This window comes from Sphingomonas sp., from assembly GCF_019635515.1.
In the GTDB taxonomy this organism is placed as follows: Bacteria; Pseudomonadota; Alphaproteobacteria; order Sphingomonadales; family Sphingomonadaceae; genus Sphingomonas.
The window spans coordinates 957,551-973,786 of sequence record NZ_JAHBZI010000002.1 but is presented as its reverse complement, the minus strand read 5'-3'; the positions used below and the strand labels follow the sequence as shown (position 1 = coordinate 973,786).

19 protein-coding genes are annotated in these 16,236 nt (G+C 66.3%); 13 read left to right on the top strand and 6 right to left on the bottom strand.

Annotation, left to right across the window (positions count from 1 at the left end):
- Positions 1-64 precede the first annotated feature (64 nt).
- The 5 genes from KF730_RS17195 to KF730_RS17175 are packed head-to-tail and all read right to left on the bottom strand — an operon-like array spanning position 65 to position 5,913.
- Positions 65-346: an accessory factor UbiK family protein gene (locus tag KF730_RS17195; RefSeq protein ID WP_294099625.1), complete on the bottom strand. Its 282-nt coding sequence runs from the start codon at positions 344-346 to the stop codon at positions 65-67.
- A gap of 21 nt (positions 347-367) precedes the next feature.
- Complete coding sequence (locus tag KF730_RS17190) at positions 368-925, bottom strand: TspO/MBR family protein (RefSeq protein WP_294099622.1); 558 nt, start codon at positions 923-925, stop codon at positions 368-370.
- Positions 926-964: 39 nt separating this feature from the next.
- Positions 965-4,075 carry an efflux RND transporter permease subunit gene (locus tag KF730_RS17185; protein ID WP_294099619.1) on the bottom strand — a complete coding sequence of 1,037 codons (3,111 nt, stop codon included), beginning with the start codon at positions 4,073-4,075 and terminating at the stop codon, positions 965-967.
- A 3-nt stretch (positions 4,076-4,078) separates the two neighbouring features.
- Positions 4,079-5,125 carry an efflux RND transporter periplasmic adaptor subunit gene (locus KF730_RS17180; protein ID WP_294099616.1) on the bottom strand — a complete coding sequence of 349 codons (1,047 nt, stop codon included), beginning with the start codon at positions 5,123-5,125 and terminating at the stop codon, positions 4,079-4,081.
- A gap of 14 nt (positions 5,126-5,139) precedes the next feature.
- Positions 5,140-5,913, bottom strand: a complete 774-nt coding sequence (locus KF730_RS17175; RefSeq protein WP_294099613.1) for a TlyA family RNA methyltransferase — start codon at positions 5,911-5,913, stop codon at positions 5,140-5,142.
- A 118-nt stretch (positions 5,914-6,031) separates the two neighbouring features.
- On the opposite strand from KF730_RS17175, the gene KF730_RS17170 reads away from it, so the two are divergent.
- Both KF730_RS17170 and KF730_RS17165 read left to right on the top strand, forming a co-directional pair.
- Positions 6,032-6,178, top strand: coding sequence for a hypothetical protein (locus tag KF730_RS17170; RefSeq protein ID WP_294099610.1), 147 nt, complete (start codon positions 6,032-6,034; stop codon positions 6,176-6,178).
- 111 nt (positions 6,179-6,289) lie between these two features.
- Positions 6,290-6,967, top strand: a complete 678-nt coding sequence (locus tag KF730_RS17165; protein ID WP_294099607.1) for an alpha/beta hydrolase — start codon at positions 6,290-6,292, stop codon at positions 6,965-6,967.
- Positions 6,968-7,058: 91 nt separating this feature from the next.
- Here the strand turns inward: KF730_RS17165 and KF730_RS17160 are convergent, their stop codons facing one another.
- Positions 7,059-7,445 (bottom strand): lysozyme inhibitor LprI family protein, encoded by a 387-nt coding sequence (locus KF730_RS17160; protein WP_294099605.1) that lies wholly within the window; start codon positions 7,443-7,445, stop codon positions 7,059-7,061.
- A 69-nt stretch (positions 7,446-7,514) separates the two neighbouring features.
- On the opposite strand from KF730_RS17160, the gene KF730_RS17155 reads away from it, so the two are divergent.
- The 11 genes from KF730_RS17155 (at position 7,515) to rpsI (ending at position 16,196) form a co-directional block, all read left to right on the top strand.
- Positions 7,515-8,486: an alpha/beta hydrolase gene (locus KF730_RS17155; RefSeq protein WP_365973895.1), complete on the top strand. Its 972-nt coding sequence runs from the start codon at positions 7,515-7,517 to the stop codon at positions 8,484-8,486.
- Between the two features lie 199 nt (positions 8,487-8,685).
- The gene (locus tag KF730_RS17150; RefSeq protein WP_294099604.1) at positions 8,686-9,066 is read left to right on the top strand and encodes a MerC domain-containing protein; all 381 of its coding nucleotides are present in this window, start codon (positions 8,686-8,688) and stop codon (positions 9,064-9,066) included.
- Between the two features lie 125 nt (positions 9,067-9,191).
- Positions 9,192-9,458 (top strand): hypothetical protein, encoded by a 267-nt coding sequence (locus KF730_RS17145; protein ID WP_294099601.1) that lies wholly within the window; start codon positions 9,192-9,194, stop codon positions 9,456-9,458.
- Positions 9,459-9,500: 42 nt separating this feature from the next.
- Positions 9,501-9,959: a transcriptional repressor gene (locus KF730_RS17140; protein WP_294099599.1), complete on the top strand. Its 459-nt coding sequence runs from the start codon at positions 9,501-9,503 to the stop codon at positions 9,957-9,959.
- Positions 9,960-10,061: 102 nt separating this feature from the next.
- Positions 10,062-11,987, top strand: a complete 1,926-nt coding sequence (dxs, locus tag KF730_RS17135; protein ID WP_294099597.1) for a 1-deoxy-D-xylulose-5-phosphate synthase — start codon at positions 10,062-10,064, stop codon at positions 11,985-11,987.
- A 217-nt stretch (positions 11,988-12,204) separates the two neighbouring features.
- Positions 12,205-12,996, top strand: a complete 792-nt coding sequence (locus tag KF730_RS17130) for a hypothetical protein (RefSeq protein ID WP_294099595.1) — start codon at positions 12,205-12,207, stop codon at positions 12,994-12,996.
- Positions 12,997-13,059: 63 nt separating this feature from the next.
- A complete protein-coding gene (locus tag KF730_RS17125; protein WP_294099593.1) occupies positions 13,060-13,470 on the top strand; it encodes a hypothetical protein in 411 nt (136 codons plus the stop codon).
- A gap of 300 nt (positions 13,471-13,770) precedes the next feature.
- Entirely contained in the window at positions 13,771-14,715 is a 945-nt protein-coding gene (locus tag KF730_RS17120; protein ID WP_294099919.1) for a COX15/CtaA family protein, read from the top strand.
- Positions 14,712-15,026, top strand: a complete 315-nt coding sequence (gene cutA / locus KF730_RS17115) for a divalent-cation tolerance protein CutA (RefSeq protein ID WP_294099592.1) — start codon at positions 14,712-14,714, stop codon at positions 15,024-15,026. The genes KF730_RS17120 and cutA overlap by 4 nt, the downstream gene beginning before the upstream one ends.
- Positions 15,027-15,156: 130 nt before the next feature.
- Positions 15,157-15,636, top strand: a complete 480-nt coding sequence (gene rplM, locus KF730_RS17110) for a 50S ribosomal protein L13 (protein WP_294099590.1) — start codon at positions 15,157-15,159, stop codon at positions 15,634-15,636.
- Positions 15,636-16,196 carry a 30S ribosomal protein S9 gene (gene rpsI, locus KF730_RS17105; RefSeq protein WP_294099588.1) on the top strand — a complete coding sequence of 187 codons (561 nt, stop codon included), beginning with the start codon at positions 15,636-15,638 and terminating at the stop codon, positions 16,194-16,196. Before rplM ends, rpsI begins: the two co-directional genes overlap by 1 nt.
- The last annotated feature ends 40 nt before the right edge of the window (positions 16,197-16,236 follow it).

Here is a 16,236-nt window from a genome sequence, read left to right as displayed (position 1 = left end):
AATCCGGGTGGAACGGCACAAGAACGCCGTTCAAAACCCTGTCGAAAAGCTGTGGAAAAGGGGTTCAGCTTCCCGCAGCGGGCTTCTTGGCCGCCTTGGGCTTGGCGAGCTGTGCCTCGAGCGCGGCGATGCGCGATTTCAATTCCTCATTCTCGTCGCGCGCGGCGGCGGCCATCGCCTTGACCGCTTCGAACTCGTCGCGGGCGACGAAATCGAGCCCGCCGAGCCATTCCCTGGCGCGCTCGCGGGTCGCGTCCGCGCCTTCACGGGCCATGCCGGCCATGGTGCCGGCCGCGCCGTTCACGAACTTGACGAAATCGTCGAACAGGCGGTTGTCGCTCTGCATTGCCGGTATCCTAAAATGAACTCAGTGGATCTGGATTTGGTCAGCCGAACGCGAAGGTACAAGGCTTGCGGCGTTCGGATTGAGCTCGTTGATCTGGAAAAGCAGATACCCCGCAAAGCCGATCCAGGCGAGATAGGGCAGCAGCAGCACCGCCGCGCCCATGCGGATCCGCCCGAAAAGGATCGTCGTGATCAGCGCGAGGACGAACAGCACGCCGATGATGATCAGCGCCGGCACCACCAGGTGCATCCCGAAAAATACCGGCGACCAGGCGAGGTTGACCGCCATCTGCACCGCGAACACCACCAGCGCCGGCCCGCGCAGCGTCGATCCGCGCGCGTTGATGATCATCGCCAGCGCCAGCCCCATCAGCACGTAGAGCACCGTCCACGCGATCGGGAAGGCATAATCGGGTGGCATGATCTCGGGCTTCACCAGCCGCGTGAACCACGGATTCTCGGATCCCGAGGGCGCCAGCCGCGCCGAGGTGAAGCCGAGCAGCAGGATGAAGGGCACGGTGACCACCGCCCAGCGCAGATAGGCGGCCCACAATTGGCCTCGCGATGCGATTTCCCTCATTCTTTCACGACCCCATGTCCCTGGCCTTGGCTTCTGGCCTCATTCCGCCGGCTGCGGCGCCACGCTCTCCCCCAGCGCCGCGTCCAGCTTGCGACCCACAGCTTCGGGCGAGCCAGTTCGCTTGGCAAGCCTAGAGTAGAGAATCGGAATTAGGAACAGGGTGATGAGGGTGGCGAGGGACACGCCGAAAACGATGACCACGCCGATCGACGAACGCGCCGCCCCGCCCGCCCCGCTGGCGATGGCCAGCGGCACCGCGCCGGCGGCGGTCGCGATCGAGGTCATCAGGATCGCGCGCAGCCGGCGCTGCGCCGCCTGGCGGATCGCGTCGCCGATCTCCGCGCCCTTGTCGCGCAGCTGGTTGGCGAACTCGACGATCAGGATGCCGTTCTTGGCGGCGAGACCGACCAGCATGACGATGCCGATCTGGCTATAAAGGTTGAGCGACGAGCCCGAGATCAGCAGCCCGATCAGCCCGCCGCCCACCGCCAGCGGCACGGTCATGATGATCACGCCGGGATGGACGAAGCTTTCGAACTGCGCGGCGAGCACCAGATAGACGATCAGGATGGTGATTCCGAACACCGCCAGGATCGATCCGCCGGTCTCGACGAACGCCTGGCTCTCGCCGCGATAGCCGACCGCCAGCACCTCGGGCGACGCCGCCGCCTGTTCGCGCAGGAACGCCAGCGCCTCGCCCATCGAATAGCCCGGCGCGATGCCGCCCTGGAGAGTGATGGCACGCAGCTTGTTGAAGCGGCCGAGATCGCGCGGCCCCGCCGCCTGCCGCGTCGTGACGAGGTTCGACAGGGGCACCAGGCCGCCATCGCGGGCGCGGACATAGATCGAGGCGAGATTGGCGAGATTCTCGCGGTCAGCCTGTTCGGCCTGGACGATCACGCGATATTCCTCGCCGCGATCGACATAGGTCGAGACGCGGCGCGAGCCGAGCAGCGACTGCAGCGCCTGGCTGACGTCGGCGACTGACACCCCCAGATCGCCGGCGCGCTGCGTATCCACATCGACACGGAGCTGCGGCTTGGTCTCCTTGTAGTCGGAATCGAGGTTGACGATGCCGGGGTTCTGCGCGGCGGCGGCGAGGATGCGGTCGCGCGCCTTGACGAGATCCTCATAGTTGGTGCCGGCGATGACGAAGCCGATCGGCTGGCCGCGCCCACGGCCCAGCGCCGAGCGGACCGACGCGTTGCCGCGAACCGCGGGCAGGCCGGCGAGCACCTTGTTGAGTTCGGCCGCGACCTGCTGGGTGGTGACGCTGCGCTCCTCCCACGGCTTGAGGAAGACGACGAGGGAGCCGCTGTTGAAATCGTCGCTCGCGCCGAAGCCGCCGGGGGTCCGCGTGATGATCGTATGGACCGCGCCCTTATCGATCAGCGGCAGGATCTTGCCCTGCGCCTGCGTCATGTAGCGGTCCATCTGATCGAAGCCGGTACCTTCGGGAGCGCTGATCTGGACCTGCGCGATGCCCTGGTCCTCGGCCGGAGCCAGCTCGGAGCGAAGCGCGGTGAAGGCGAACGCCGACAAAGCGAGGAACGCGACGATGACGACGATCGGGATCAGCGGCTTGCGCAGCGCCCAATCCAGCCGGCGTCCGTAAAATCCTTCCAGCTTGCTGAACTGCCTGTCCACCCAGCCGGTGAATCGCCCGCGCGTTTCGTGCCGCAGCAGTTTCGAGCAGAGCATCGGTGTGAGGCTGAGCGCGAGGAAGCCCGAAAAGGCGATCGCCCCGATCATCGCCACCGCCAGCTCGCGGAACAAAAGGCCGGTCTGGCCGGCAAGGAAGCACACCGGCACGAACACCGCGATAACCACCAGCGTCGTCGAGAGCACCGCGAAGCCGACCTGCCGGGTGCCGCGATACGCGGCAACGAGCGGCGGCTCGCCTTCCTCGATCCGGTGATAGACATTTTCGAGCACGACGATCGCGTCATCGACCACCAGGCCGATCGCGAGCACCATCGCGAGCAGCGTCAGCAGGTTGATCGAGAAGCCGAAGCCCCACAAAACCGCGCAGCTGCCGAGCAGGCAGATCGGCACCGTCACCGCCGGGATCAGTGTCGCGCGCCAGCTTCCCAGGAACAGGAAGATCACCAGCACAACCAGCACCGCCGCCTCGGCCAGCGTGTGCCACACGCTTTCGATCGCGCGGCCGATGAACATCGAATCGTCCGATCCCACTTCCATCGTCATGCCTTGCGGCAGGGTCGGCGAGAGATCGGTCATCATCTTCTTGGCGGCATCCGCCACCGCCAGCGTGTTGGCGCCCGATTGGCGGACGATGCCGAGACCGACCGCCGCCTCGCCATTGACCCGGAAGCGCGAATAGGGGTTTTCCGCACCCTGCTCGACACGGGCGACATCGCCCAGCTTCACCTGATACCCGTCCGCCCCGCGCCCGACCACGAGCTGCGCGAAGCTCTGCGGCGTCTGGAACGGGCGGCTGACGCGCAGCGTGGTGTTCTGCTGTGCCGATTCGAGCCGTCCGGCGGGGAGCTCGACATTCTGCTTGCGCAACGCGGCCTCGACATCCCCCGGGGTCAGGCGGAACGCCGCGAGCTTGCCGGGATTGAGCCAGACCCGCATCGACGGTCGCGCCTCACCGCCGACGAAGACGCGCGCGACGCCGTCGATATTGGCGAAGCGGTCGGTCAGGTTGCGATCGACCCAGTCGGACAGTTCGAGCTGCGACCAGCCCGGACGGCTGATCGTGATGAACATGATCGGCGACGCATCGGCATCGACCTTGCGGACCTGTGGCGCCAGCGCGTCCTCGGGCAGATCGTTCGCTGCCGCCGCGACGCGGTCGCGCACATCGTTCGCCGCCACGTCGATATTGCGGCCCGGGCGGAACTCGACCGAAATGTCCGAGGTGCCATCGCGCGAGCGCGAGGTGATCGTCTGCAGCCCCTCGACGCCCGACAATTGCTCTTCGAGCACCTGCGTGATCCGCGCCTCGATCACGCTGGCGGCGGCGCCGGTATAAATGGTCTGCACCGATACGATCGGCGGGTCGGTATCGGGATATTCGCGTACCGACAGCGACATGAAGCCGACGGCGCCGACAATCGTCAGCAGGATCGCCATCACCGCCGCGAATACGGGGCGGCGGACGGAAAGGTCCGAGATCTGCACCGGTTATCTGGCCTGTGTGCGGGGCTGGGCGGCGCCGGCGACACGGACCTTCTGTCCGTCGGCGATCTTGACCACGCCTTCGGTGACGACGCGCTGGCCGGGGGCCAGCCCTTCGAGGATCTCGACCTTGCCGTTCTGGCGGAGCCCCGGCGTGACCGGCACGCGCTTCACCTTGTCGCCGTCCAGCACGAAGACGAAGTTCTTGTCGCCCTCGCCGACCACCGCCAGTTCGGGCACCGCCGTCGAAGTCCGCGCCGCGCTTTCGATCGAGACCGACAGCAGCATGCCGGGCTTCAGCTTGCGGTCGCCATTGGCGAGGATCGCGCGCACCGTCGCCGCGCGAGTCTCCGCATTAAGAACCGGATCGACCGTGGCGATGGTGCCGCGGAACGGCTGATCGGGATAGGCCGCCGCCCGCGCCTCGATCGCCTGCCCCGGCCGGACCTGCGCCAGCAGCGTCTCGGGCACCGCGAAATCGAGCTTGATGCGCGAGATGTCGCTGATTTGGGCGATCTCGGTACCCGAGGTCACCACCGCGCCCGCCGAGATATTGCGCAGCGACACCCAACCGGAGAAGGGCGCGCGGATTATGCGATCGCCGATCGAAGCCCTGGCCGCCGCCGCCTGCGCGCTGGCCTGCCCGGCGAGCGCGGTCTGGGCATCCACCGCGCTGTTGGTCGCGAAGCCGCGCGCCTTCAATTGCTGGAGCCGGTCGAGTTGCTGCCGCGCCTCGCGCGAGCGGGCACCCGCTTCGGCAAGCTGGGCATTTTCCTGCCCCGCCGACAGCACCGCGATGATCTGCCCGCGCTGGACAAAGGCGCCATCGTCGAAATTGAGCCGGGTGATGCGCTCGGTAACCGGCGCCGCCAGTGTCACCTGCTCGTTGGCGCGCGCGGTTCCGACCGCGTCGATCCGCTCGACGAAGCGTACCGATTCCGCAGCGGCGGCGGTTACCAGCGGCGCCTCGCGGCCTTTCGCCTGCGTGCCACCCGCTCCCGAGCACCCGGCGGTCATCGCGGCGAGCGCAATCAATCCAATTAAATTTCGCATGAGTTCCGTGAGGGCTATTCGGGGCTCTGGCTAAACGCAAGCGATTGCGGGGATGTTTCCTGCACGGCCGCGATGAGAAATTCGACATTTCCCTCGGGGCCCTTGATCGGGCTCTCGACCACGCCTTCGACGCGCCAGCCCCTGCCCGTCACCCAGTCGCCGACTTCCCGGCAGACGCGGGCGTGAATCTGCGGATCGCGCACCACCCCGCCCTTGCCTACCTCGTCGCGCCCGGCTTCGAACTGCGGCTTGATCAGCGCCAGCAGCCGCGCCCCTGGCCGGGCAAAACCGAACGGCACGTCGAGCACCTTGGCGAGCCCGATGAAGCTGGCGTCGCAGACGATCAGATCGATCGGCTCGGGGATGTGCGCCGCGGTCAGCACCCGGGCGCTGGTCTGCTCATGGACGATCACCCGTTCGTCCTGACGCAGTTTCCACGCCAGCTGGTTGGTGCCGCTGTCCACCGCATAGACCCGTGCCGCGCCTTTGCTCAGCAGCACATCGGTGAAGCCGCCGGTCGAGGAGCCGACATCGATCGCCACCGCGCCAGTCACGTCCCAGCCGAAATGCTCGAGCGCATGCGCCAGCTTGATCCCGCCGCGCGACACCCAGGGATGATCGCGCCCGCGCACATCGAGCACGACATCGTCGGGAAAGGTCTGCCCGGATTTCTCCACCTTGCGGTCGCCGGCGAATACCAGCCCAGCCATGATCAGCGCCTGCGCGCGCGTCCGGCTTTCGGCCAGCCCGCGATCGACGAGCATCTGATCGGCGCGCTGCTTGGCCATGCGGCCCCTATGAAGCCCGTACCCCTCCGGCGCAATACGATCCGTTTCGGCCCCAATCCTCGTACCGCGTGCGAACCGGCCATGGTGGATCGTCACGCTTTCCGTAGAGGGAAATCCGGTGACGCCAAATGCCGTCCGCGTGTCGATCATCGAGCGTGCCAACGGCGCGGCAGGGCAATTCGCGCGCTGGAACAAGGCCATGGGCAAGTGCCGCCCGGCCTCACCAAGGCGCCGCGCGACGGAAGCGCAGCTCTATTCGAACTGACTCCAAACGGATCGCCGCGTCCGCGCGGCAATCCGGCGCAAGCTTATTGCCTATCAAATTAGTAGGAATATATTGGAGGTCCGGCCATCCCCTCTCGCACAGAGCGGATATATGACGATCTTCAATCCCCACGACGAACATTCGCCGATCATCCTTACCGTTCCCGGACTAGGCGGCTCGGGCCCGTCGCACTGGCAGACCCTGTGGGAGCAATCGCGGCCGGATACGAGCCGGGTCGAGCTCGGCATGTGGGACACGCCGCACCGCAATGCCTGGGTGACCAAGCTCGATCAGGCGATCCGCCAGGCGCAGGCACCGGTGGTGCTCGCCGCGCACAGTCTCGGCTGCCTCGCCGTCGCATGGTGGGCCGAACTCGCCGGTCAGCCGTTCGGCTATCCGGTCGCCGGTGCGCTGCTGGTCGCGCCTGCCGATGTCGATCGGCCCGGTGTCCGCCCCGAACTGGGCGCCTTCCGCCCCGCCCCCGCCAGTCCCCTCCCCTTTCCCTCGATCGTCGTGGCAAGCAGCGACGATCCGTGGGTCGCGGCGGATCGCGCCCGCGGCATGGCGCGCAGCTGGGGCAGTTTCTTCGTCGATGCCGGGCCTCAAGGGCATCTCAACGCTGCCAGCGGGATCGGCTGGTGGCACGAGGGCCAGCAATTGCTCGATCGCGTCCTCGATACCGCATCGGATCGCAGTGGCCGCATCCGTTCCGCCGCCGATGCCCGTTCGGTGCTGGCGATCAACGCCACCGACGCCGCCCAGTCGCACTATCTCGGCAATCCCGCATGATCGGCGTCACAGGACTGGAAACCCGCCCGCAATCGCCTAAATAGGGAATAGCGGGCATGGCCGGGTGGCGTACCCTAGAGCGCTGCCCGGCCTACTCCTTGGCCGGCTCCTCGTCAGGACCGCCGGTATTCCCGATGTCACTCAGATATTCGATTCGCGCGTCGATCACGGCAGCCCGGCAGGTGTAGAAATGCACCGTCTGCCCGTCGCGCCCGAACGCGCCCGTCATCCAATAGGCGCAGCTCTTTTCCTTGAAGTCGTTCCACGACCGTTGCTCGGCCAGCAACGCTGCCTTGGTCGGCGCGTCGAGATCGGCGATCGCTTCCTTCCACACACGGTTGAGCTCGACGTCACGCCGCTCGATCAACGCATAGCCGCAGGCGATGAAATCCGGGTTGGTGACCGCATTCTCCATGCAGGCGTCATAGCCATCATCCATGGGGGCCAGCGAAGCGGCGAGCGCGAGAGCGAAGAGCATGGGGCGATCCTTCCTTTGCGCCCCTCATAGCGATTGCGCGGGCGCCGCGCGAGCGGCACACTGATCGAAATGGACCGCCGTGACCTTCTCGCCGCCGGGCTCGCCGGCACGCTGCTGGCCCCGGCCGCGCGGGCGCAGGCGCCCGACGGCCCGATCAAACCCGACGCCAGCTTCAATCTCTGGCTCGGCGAGGCTCCCGGCCTCACCAATGCCGCGCTCGACGATCATATCCTGGCACGAAGCCAGGACCCCGCCTTCCCCGATCGCGCGATGGACCGTATCCGCACGCCCCGCCTCGATGTGTTCCGCGCCGCCACTCCCAACGGCGCGGCGATGCTCATCATTCCCGGCGGCGGTTACAGCCGTGTCGTGCTCGACAAGGAAGGCTATGAGATCGCCCCGTGGCTCGCCGCCCGCGGCATCACCGCGTTCGTCCTCTTCTACCGCCTGCCCGGCCAGGGCTGGCGCGACCGGATGGATACTCCACTCGCCGATGCCCAGCGCGCGATGCGGCTGATCCGCGCGCGCGCGGCCGAATTCCGCATCGACGCCAAGCGGGTCGGCGCGATGGGTTTCTCCGCCGGCGGGCATCTATGCGCCAGCCTCGCCACGGCGCATGCGCGCAAGACCTACGAGGCCGTGGATGGCGCCGATGCGATCGACCCCCGCCCGATACTCGCCGCGCCGATCTACCCGGTGGTGTCGATGGACCCCGCGATCGCACATGGCGGTTCGCGCAGCCAGCTCCTCGGCCCCGGCGCCACCGCCGAAGACGCCCGGCGCCATTCGCCCGAGCAAAACGTCACCGCCGCCACCCCGCCCTGCTTCCTCCTTCATGCCGAGGATGACGAGACCGTGCCCGTCGACAACGGCATCCGCCTCCGCGCCGCGCTCAAAGCGGCGGGGGTGCCGGTCGAGACGCATATCTTCGAAAAAGGCGGCCACGGCTTCGGCTGGGGCCGGCGCACCGAGGGGCTACCGGTGCACGCCTGGCCCAAGCTGTTCCTGGCCTGGGCGAAGGCGCACAGCCTGGTGGGCTAGGGTCTTACTGCCGCCGCCGTGCCTCTAGCGTCACGCCGCACCCCTCACGTCATCCCCGCGAAAGCGGGCACCCAGGGTTACACAGCGATTCCATACGCGACTCTGGTTTCCCGCTTTCGCGAGGATGATGAATGGAGCCAAGCGCCCCAATGATATGTTGTACCTTTACATTTATCGGCCTATATATGCGCCCATGCCGGTGAGTCTTCCGATCGCCCGATTCTGGGGCGCCATCGACGCACGCTTCGATCGCATCGCGATCGGGATCAGCGGCTTGTGCCTCGTCCACTGCCTGACCACTACGATCCTGCTGACCGTGATCTCCTCGGCCGGTGGTTTGCTCAACCCGGCGATCCACGAGGTCGGCCTGACGCTGGCGATCGGTTTCGGCATCGTCGCGCTGGGTCGCGGCATCTTCACCCATGGCTATATGATGCCCGCGGTGGTCGGTTCGTTCGGCATCGGCATCATGGCCGGCGCGCTCAGCCTGCCGCACGGCGAGTTCGAGATTTTCTGGACGCTGGTCGGCGTCAGCCTCGTCGCGCTCGGCCACGACCTCAACCGGCGCGCGACCTACTGATCCCTGCCGCTTTCTTGAGCGCCTTGGCGTTCGCGCTGCCGGGCTGCAGCAGTGTCGATCAGATACCCGGCTAGATATGTGCCGCCGAACTTGAGCCCTCGCCCGTGCCGTACACGCCCTCACCGGTGCTGGAGATCTTGGCGCTTGGCAACGGCGCCTGGAAATATAACGGCACGCGTGTCAATGAAGCGCGATTGTTCGCCTATCTGCGCCGGATCAATGGTCTGTCTCCCACGCCGCAGCTCGTAGTAGACCTCAAGATCAGGGACCGTGCGCAGAAACGGCGTCTCAAGATCGCGATCGCCGAAGCCGCCCGCTGCGTGCCTGATTTTCCCATGTGCGTGGAGGGAACGAGGCAAGAGTACAGTGCTGCCATCGGCGGGCGTTCCTGACACCGCCTTGCCGCACAGGTCCCGCAGGCCTACATCACCGCCATGCACGCGCACGATCATCACGAGCATGAGGGCCATGACCTCACCCGCGCCGCCCAGACCACGCTGGAGAAATCCGGCGAGCAATGGACGGCGATGCGCGAGCGCGTGTTCGAGGCCCTGGCCAGCTTCGACAAGCCGGCTTCCGCCTATGACATCGCCGAAGCGGTTTCCAAGGCCGAAGGACGCCGCATCGCCGCCAACAGCGTCTATCGCATCCTCGATCTGTTCGTCGGCTCGAATCTCGCCCGCCGCGTCGAGAGCGCCAACGCCTATATGGCCAACACCCATCCCGATTGCCTGCACGACTGCATCTTCCTGGTTTGCGACAATTGCGGCCAGACCACGCATCTCGACGACGATTCGATCACCAAGACGGTGCGCGCCGCCGCCAAGGGGGCGGGCTTCTCGCCCGAGCGCCCGGTGATCGAGGTCCGCGGCAAATGCGCCGATTGCGACTGAGCGGCTCAGCCAAATATCAGCCTTTCCTCATGATTTTGGCCGCTTGCTGCGCCAACGCGTTAGCAATCGACACTGATCAATCGCGGGAGTAAGTGCGGACAAATGGCTGATCTACCAAGCACGCCGTTGCTCGATACCGTCGACACGCCCGCCGATCTCCGCAAGCTTGATCCGAAGCAGCTGCGCCAGCTCGCCGACGAGCTGCGTCAGGAGACGATTTCAGCCGTGGGCACCACCGGCGGGCATCTCGGCTCGGGCCTCGGCGTCGTCGAACTGACCACCGCGATCCATTATGTCTTCAACACGCCCGAAGACCGATTGGTCTGGGATGTCGGCCACCAATGCTATCCGCACAAGATCCTCACCGGCCGCCGCGACCGCATCCGCACGCTGCGCCAGGGCGGCGGGCTTTCGGGCTTCACCAAGCGCAGCGAGAGCGAATACGATCCGTTCGGCGCGGCGCATTCCTCGACCTCGATCAGCGCGGCTTTGGGCTTCGCGATCGCCAACAAGCTCAACGACAGGCCCTGCAAGGCGATCGCGGTGATCGGCGACGGCTCGATGAGCGCCGGCATGGCCTATGAGGCGATGAACAATGCCGAAGCCGCGGGCAATCGCCTCATCGTCATCCTCAACGACAACGACATGTCGATCGCGCCGCCCGTGGGCGGGCTATCGGCCTATCTCGCGCGGATGGTGTCGTCGTCCGAATATCTCGGCCTGCGCAACTTCGCCAAGCGCGCGATCCGCCGCATCTCGCGCCGCGTCCACAATGCCGCCGAGCGCGCCGAGGAATTCACGCGCACCATGGTAACCGGCGGCACGCTCTTCGAGGAGCTCGGCTTCTATTATGTCGGCCCGATCGACGGCCATAATCTCGACCACCTGATCCCGGTGCTGGAGAACGCCCGCGACATCGAGCATGGCCCGATCCTGATCCATGTCGTCACCAAGAAGGGCAAGGGCTATGCCCCGGCCGAGGCGTCGGCGGACAAATATCACGGCGTCCAGAAGTTCGACGTGATCACCGGCGCCCAGGCCAAGGCGCCTCCCGGCCCGCCGCAATATCAGAATGTGTTCGGCGAAACGCTGGCGAAGCTCGCCGAAACCGACGAGCGCATCGTCGCGATCACCGCCGCCATGCCCTCGGGCACCGGCGTCGATAAATTCGCCAAGGCGCATCCGGACCGCGCCTTCGATGTCGGCATTGCCGAGCAGCACGCCGTCACCTTCGCCGCCGGCCTCGCCGCGCAGGGCATGCGCCCGTTCTGCGCGATCTATTCGACCTTCCTCCAGCGCGCCTATGATCAGGTCGTCCATGACGTCGCGATCCAGAACCTGCCGGTCCGCTTCGCCATCGACCGTGCCGGGCTGGTCGGTGCCGACGGCGCCACCCATGCCGGCAGCTTCGATGTCACCTATCTGGCGACGCTCCCCAATTTCGTGGTGATGGCGCCCTCGGACGAGGCCGAGCTGGTCCATATGACCTACACCGCCGCCGAGCATGATTCCGGCCCCATCGCCGTCCGCTATCCGCGCGGCAACGGCACCGGCGTGGCGCTGCCCGAAGTTCCGCAGCGGCTCGAGATCGGCAAGGGCCGCATCGTCCGCGAAGGCAAGACCGTCGCCATCCTGTCGCTCGGCACCCGCCTCGCCGAAGCGCTCAAGGCCGCCGACACGCTCGAGGCCAAGGGCCTCAGCACCACCGTCGCCGACCTCCGCTTCGCCAAGCCGCTCGACGAGGCGCTGATCCGCAAGCTCCTCACCACCCACGAAGTCGCGCTGACCATCGAGGAAGGCGCAATCGGCGGCCTCGGCGCCCATGTCCTGACCATGGCCAGCGATCAGGGCCTGATCGACGCCGGCCTCAAGCTGCGCACCCTGCGCCTGCCCGATATATTCCAGGACCAGGACAAGCCCGAGCTGCAATATGCCGAGGCGGGATTGGATGCCGACGCGATCGTGGAGACGGTGCTCAAGGCGCTGCGGTGGAACGAGGCGGCGGTCGAGGGCGGCGTGCGGGCCTAGGCGCGGCGAGGATCCTTAGGTGGGGCCGGGCATCGGATCGTCGTGATCCTTGTATAGCTCGCATATATGATTGCGGGGATAGGCGCAGAAAACCTGTTGCAAATCTGCACGTTGAAGCTCGCCGGCTAGTTCGCCGGGGTCTGCGCCGCTATGCTTCGGTATCGGAAAATCTGCTTTTCCGTCCCCTCGAGGCAACAGGAAGGCCACGGATCCGCGCATGCTGAGGACTCTGTTTTCGAAAGGCCACCGCTCCACCGAGACCGAAACGGATTCGGGGCGAGGCGAACCCGCCGAATCCCGCGCATCGACCGTCGGCTGGCTGCTCAATACCGAAAAGACCAGCATCATCTGGGATTCCCCCAAGCCGGTGCGGATCGATTCCCAAAGCGGCGATCCCCGGTCGGTCGGGCAATGTCCCTCCGTCCTCGACTTCGACCGCCGCCATTTCGCGATCAATTGCCCGATCGACGTGCATCTGCGCCTGAACCTGACCGGCGGCGACATGGACATCACCAATGTTCTCGCGGAGAAAAGCCCGATCCGCTCGGATGCGCTGCAGCGCTGGATCGTGTTTCAGCCGCGGCACGAGTGGCGCCATCCCCAGCGCCCGGTGCTGCAGATGCTGACTTCCTACATCTTCGTCTCGGACGACCCGGTCTATATCAACCAATATCCCCCGATCCTGCATCACATGCCGGACCGGCCGGGCATTCAGATCAACGGGCGCTTCCCCATCGATATCTGGCCCCGCGCCTTGATGTGGGCCTTCGAGTGGCACGATACGGCCAAGGACCTCGTCCTCCGGCGCGGCGAGCCGCTGTTCTATGTCCGGTTCGAGGGGCCCGATCCCGCGGCGCCCGTGCGGCTCATCGAGGCCAGGAAGACGCCGGAGCTGGAGAGCTTCATCTCCTCGATCACCGGCGTCAGCGAGTTCGTGGGCCAGACCTACTCGCTGTTCAAGACCGCCCGCGAGCGCCGCCCGGCGAAGCTGCTCTTTCCGAAGGAGTAGCGACACCGCATCGTTCGGGACCGGCGTCGGCAGCCATGGCCATTTGCAAACCAGCCGGCGGCGATGCACGCCTCGCCGGCACACTCAATCGGCGGATTTAGGGGAGCGGTTTTGAAGTATATTCGGGTTGTCCAATGGTCGGCGGCGGGCGACAGCGTCCACCTCGACATGCTTGGTGAAGATCAGGAGATTCACCGTTTCGACGTGGGTTCGGAATGTGCCGGGATTCTCGCGGCCGCGCTCGCCAGCGAATCCCAAAAGCTCCATCTCGCGGGCAAGGAGCAGCAGCTCATCCGCCCCGCCAGCATGCAGACCGCCAGGAACGAGCAGGGTGAGCCGATGATCATTCTGACGCTCAAGGGAGGAGCGGAATTGCCTTTGGTCTTCAAGACCGAAAGCCTGGGGGTGCTCATCTCCGAACTGCAGGGGCTCATGCGGTCGGTCGAGCCGGGGTCGCAAATCCGCTGGAATTGACGGGCGGATCGAAGTGCCGCCGCGAGCGCGGCCGCCTTGCAATGCAGGATTTCGCCTGCTCGATCCGCGCGCCCGGCATCGATCGCGCATAGACGCCATGTATCGCGCCGCCTGTAACCGTGGGCGCGAACCCGGCGCTTCCGGGAAGGCACCCCCGAAACCGGTAACTTCATCAATATTCGGCGCGGACTCGCCAATCCCGGGTTCCGCTTCTAAGGCAGCTTCGTGTATCAGAGCTCGCAAATCCGTCCCCGCCTCATTGCCAACTGGCTGTTCGCCGTCGCCGGGCTGATCGTGCTGATGGTCGTGATCGGCGGGATCACCCGCCTCACTGAATCCGGCCTGTCGATCACCCAGTGGAAGCCGATCAGCGGGATCATCCCCCCCTTGAACGACGCGCAGTGGCAGGCCGAGTTCGCCAATTATCAGAAGATCCCCGAATATCAGCAGCTCAACCAGGGCATGACGCTGGCCGGTTTCAAGGCGATCTTCTTCTGGGAATATCTCCACCGCCTGCTCGGAAGGCTGATCGGCCTCGCCTTCGCGCTGCCGCTCGCCTGGTTCTGGATCAAGAAGCAGATTCCACGCGGCTACACGCCTCGCCTCGTCGCCTTGCTGCTGCTCGGCGGCCTCCAGGGCGCGATCGGCTGGTGGATGGTGCAGTCGGGCCTCAGCGTCCGCACCGATGTCAGCCATATCCGTCTCGCGGTCCACCTGCTCGTCGCGCTGTTCACGATGGCCGGGGTGGTGTGGACCGCGCTCGATCTGCGTGCGCTCGCCCGCCGCTCGGATGCCCGCCCCGCGCGCCTGACCGGGTTCGCCTTCGCCGCCGGCGCGGTGCTGTTCGTGCAATTGCTGTTCGGCGCGCTGGTCGCCGGGCTCAATGCGGGCCTCGTCACCGATGAATGGCCGCTGATGAACGGCAAGCTGTTCCCCGGCCCCACCACCACCGGCGAGAGCTTCTTCGGCGCGCTCTTCAACGATCCGGCGATCGTCCATTTCGTCCATCGCTGGTGGGCCTGGGTGGTGGTTGCGATCCTGATCGCGCTCGCCCGCGCCGTCCGCCCGGTCGATCGCCGCGCCTCGATCGCCATCCACAGCGCCTTCGGCACCCAGATCCTGCTCGGCATCGCCACTGTCATGTCAGGGATGAACATCGCCCTCGCCGCGCTCCACCAGTTCGTCGGCGCATTGCTGGTCATCGCCACCGTCTGGGGCATGCACGCGATCGGCCGCAGCCGGTGAGCGGCAGCTCGCTGGTCTACGTCACCTTTCCGAGCAAGGCCGAGGCCGAGCGCGTCGCCGGGACCGTCCTCGCCGAGCGCCTCGCCGCCTGCGTCAACATCCTCGCCCCCTGCATCTCGATCTACCGCTGGGAAGGCCGCACCGAACGCAGCGAGGAAGTCCCGGCCCTGTTCAAGACGCGGGCCACGGCGGCCCGCCGCCTTACCGCGCGCATCGCCGAGCTGCACAGCTACGAGCTGCCGGTGATCGAAAGCTGGAGCGTCACCGCCAGCGATGCCGCGGCCGCCTGGATCGAGGCCGAAACCCGCTAGGGTATTATAATACCCGTCAGCAAACCCGCGCATTTGCTTGACTTCTCGGGCACGATTCATCAAAGAGCCGCCAACCGCGCTGGCCGAAAGGCTGGCGCGCTCGTATTTCAACCTCGAAAGGTCACCCGCCATGAAGGCGCTGATGAAGACCACCAAGTCGGTGAAGCCGGCGGACGTGGAAAAGAAGTGGCACATCGTCGATGCCGACGGCCTCGTGGTCGGTCGCGCCGCGACGATCATCGCCAATGTGCTGCGCGGCAAGCACAAGACCAGCTTCACCCCGCACGTCGATTGCGGCGATAACGTCGTCGTCATCAACGCCGACAAGATCCGCTTCACCGGCAAGAAGCTGGCCGACAAGGTCTATTACAAGCACACCGGTTATGCCGGCGGTATCAAGGAAATCACCGCGGCCAAGGTGCTCGGCGGCCGTTTCCCCGAGCGCGTGCTTGAAAAGGCAGTGGAGCGCATGATCCCGCGCGGCCCGCTCGGCCGTCAGCAGATGCGCAACCTGCGCATCTTCGCCGGCAGCGAGCATCCGCACGCCGCCCAGAACCCCGAAATCCTCGACATCGCGTCGATGAACCGCAAGAACAAGGTGGGCAACTGATGTCCGACAATCGCCAGTCCCTTTCCGATCTGGGTGCGATCGCCGCGGGCGAAACCCCCGTTGCCGCCGCTTCGGCTCCCGCCGCCGCGCCGCAGAGCGCCGAAGAGTATCTGAACGCGCCGGCCGCCCCGGCCGCACCGACGATGCCGCTGCGCGAGAAGATCGTCGATAGCCTCGGCCGCGCCTATGCCACCGGCCGCCGCAAGGACGCGGTCGCCCGCGTCTGGCTCAAGCCCGGCACCGGCAAGATCACGATCAACGGCCGCGATCAGGAAACCTATTTCGCGCGCCCGACGCTCCGTCTCGTCATCAACCAGCCGTTCGGCGTCGCCGATCGCGCGGGCCAGTACGACGTCGTCTGCACCGTCAAGGGCGGCGGGCTTTCGGGCCAGGCCGGCGCGGTCAAGCACGGTATCAGCCAGGCGCTGACCCGCTTCGAGCCGGTGCTTCGCGCCCCGGTCAAGGCGGCAGGCTTCCTGACCCGCGACAGCCGCGCGGTCGAGCGCAAGAAGTACGGCAAGGCCAAGGCCCGCCGCAGCTTCCAGTTCTCGAAGCGCTGATGCGGGACGGCTTGGGATTGCGCGGCAATCCCAAGACTCG

What these genes read in the sequence shown, in the direction of transcription:
- KF730_RS17125 (WP_294099593.1), top strand. Translation starts at nt 13,060, where the DNA reads ATGCACGCCTCGCCGGCACACTCAATCGGCGGATTTAGGGGAGCGGTT.
- KF730_RS17120 (WP_294099919.1), top strand. Translation starts at nt 13,771, where the DNA reads ATGGTCGTGATCGGCGGGATCACCCGCCTCACTGAATCCGGCCTGTCG.
- KF730_RS17155 (WP_365973895.1), top strand. Translation starts at nt 7,515, where the DNA reads ATGGACCGCCGTGACCTTCTCGCCGCCGGGCTCGCCGGCACGCTGCTG.
- KF730_RS17160 (WP_294099605.1), bottom strand. Translation starts at nt 7,445, where the DNA reads ATGCTCTTCGCTCTCGCGCTCGCCGCTTCGCTGGCCCCCATGGATGAT.
- KF730_RS17175 (WP_294099613.1), bottom strand. Translation starts at nt 5,913, where the DNA reads ATGGCCAAGCAGCGCGCCGATCAGATGCTCGTCGATCGCGGGCTGGCC.
- KF730_RS17140 (WP_294099599.1), top strand. Translation starts at nt 9,501, where the DNA reads ATGCACGCGCACGATCATCACGAGCATGAGGGCCATGACCTCACCCGC.
- rplM (WP_294099590.1), top strand. Translation starts at nt 15,157, where the DNA reads ATGAAGGCGCTGATGAAGACCACCAAGTCGGTGAAGCCGGCGGACGTG.
- KF730_RS17190 (WP_294099622.1), bottom strand. Translation starts at nt 925, where the DNA reads ATGAGGGAAATCGCATCGCGAGGCCAATTGTGGGCCGCCTATCTGCGC.
- KF730_RS17165 (WP_294099607.1), top strand. Translation starts at nt 6,290, where the DNA reads ATGACGATCTTCAATCCCCACGACGAACATTCGCCGATCATCCTTACC.
- rpsI (WP_294099588.1), top strand. Translation starts at nt 15,636, where the DNA reads ATGTCCGACAATCGCCAGTCCCTTTCCGATCTGGGTGCGATCGCCGCG.
- KF730_RS17195 (WP_294099625.1), bottom strand. Translation starts at nt 346, where the DNA reads ATGCAGAGCGACAACCGCCTGTTCGACGATTTCGTCAAGTTCGTGAAC.
- dxs (WP_294099597.1), top strand. Translation starts at nt 10,062, where the DNA reads ATGGCTGATCTACCAAGCACGCCGTTGCTCGATACCGTCGACACGCCC.
- KF730_RS17130 (WP_294099595.1), top strand. Translation starts at nt 12,205, where the DNA reads ATGCTGAGGACTCTGTTTTCGAAAGGCCACCGCTCCACCGAGACCGAA.
- KF730_RS17180 (WP_294099616.1), bottom strand. Translation starts at nt 5,125, where the DNA reads ATGCGAAATTTAATTGGATTGATTGCGCTCGCCGCGATGACCGCCGGG.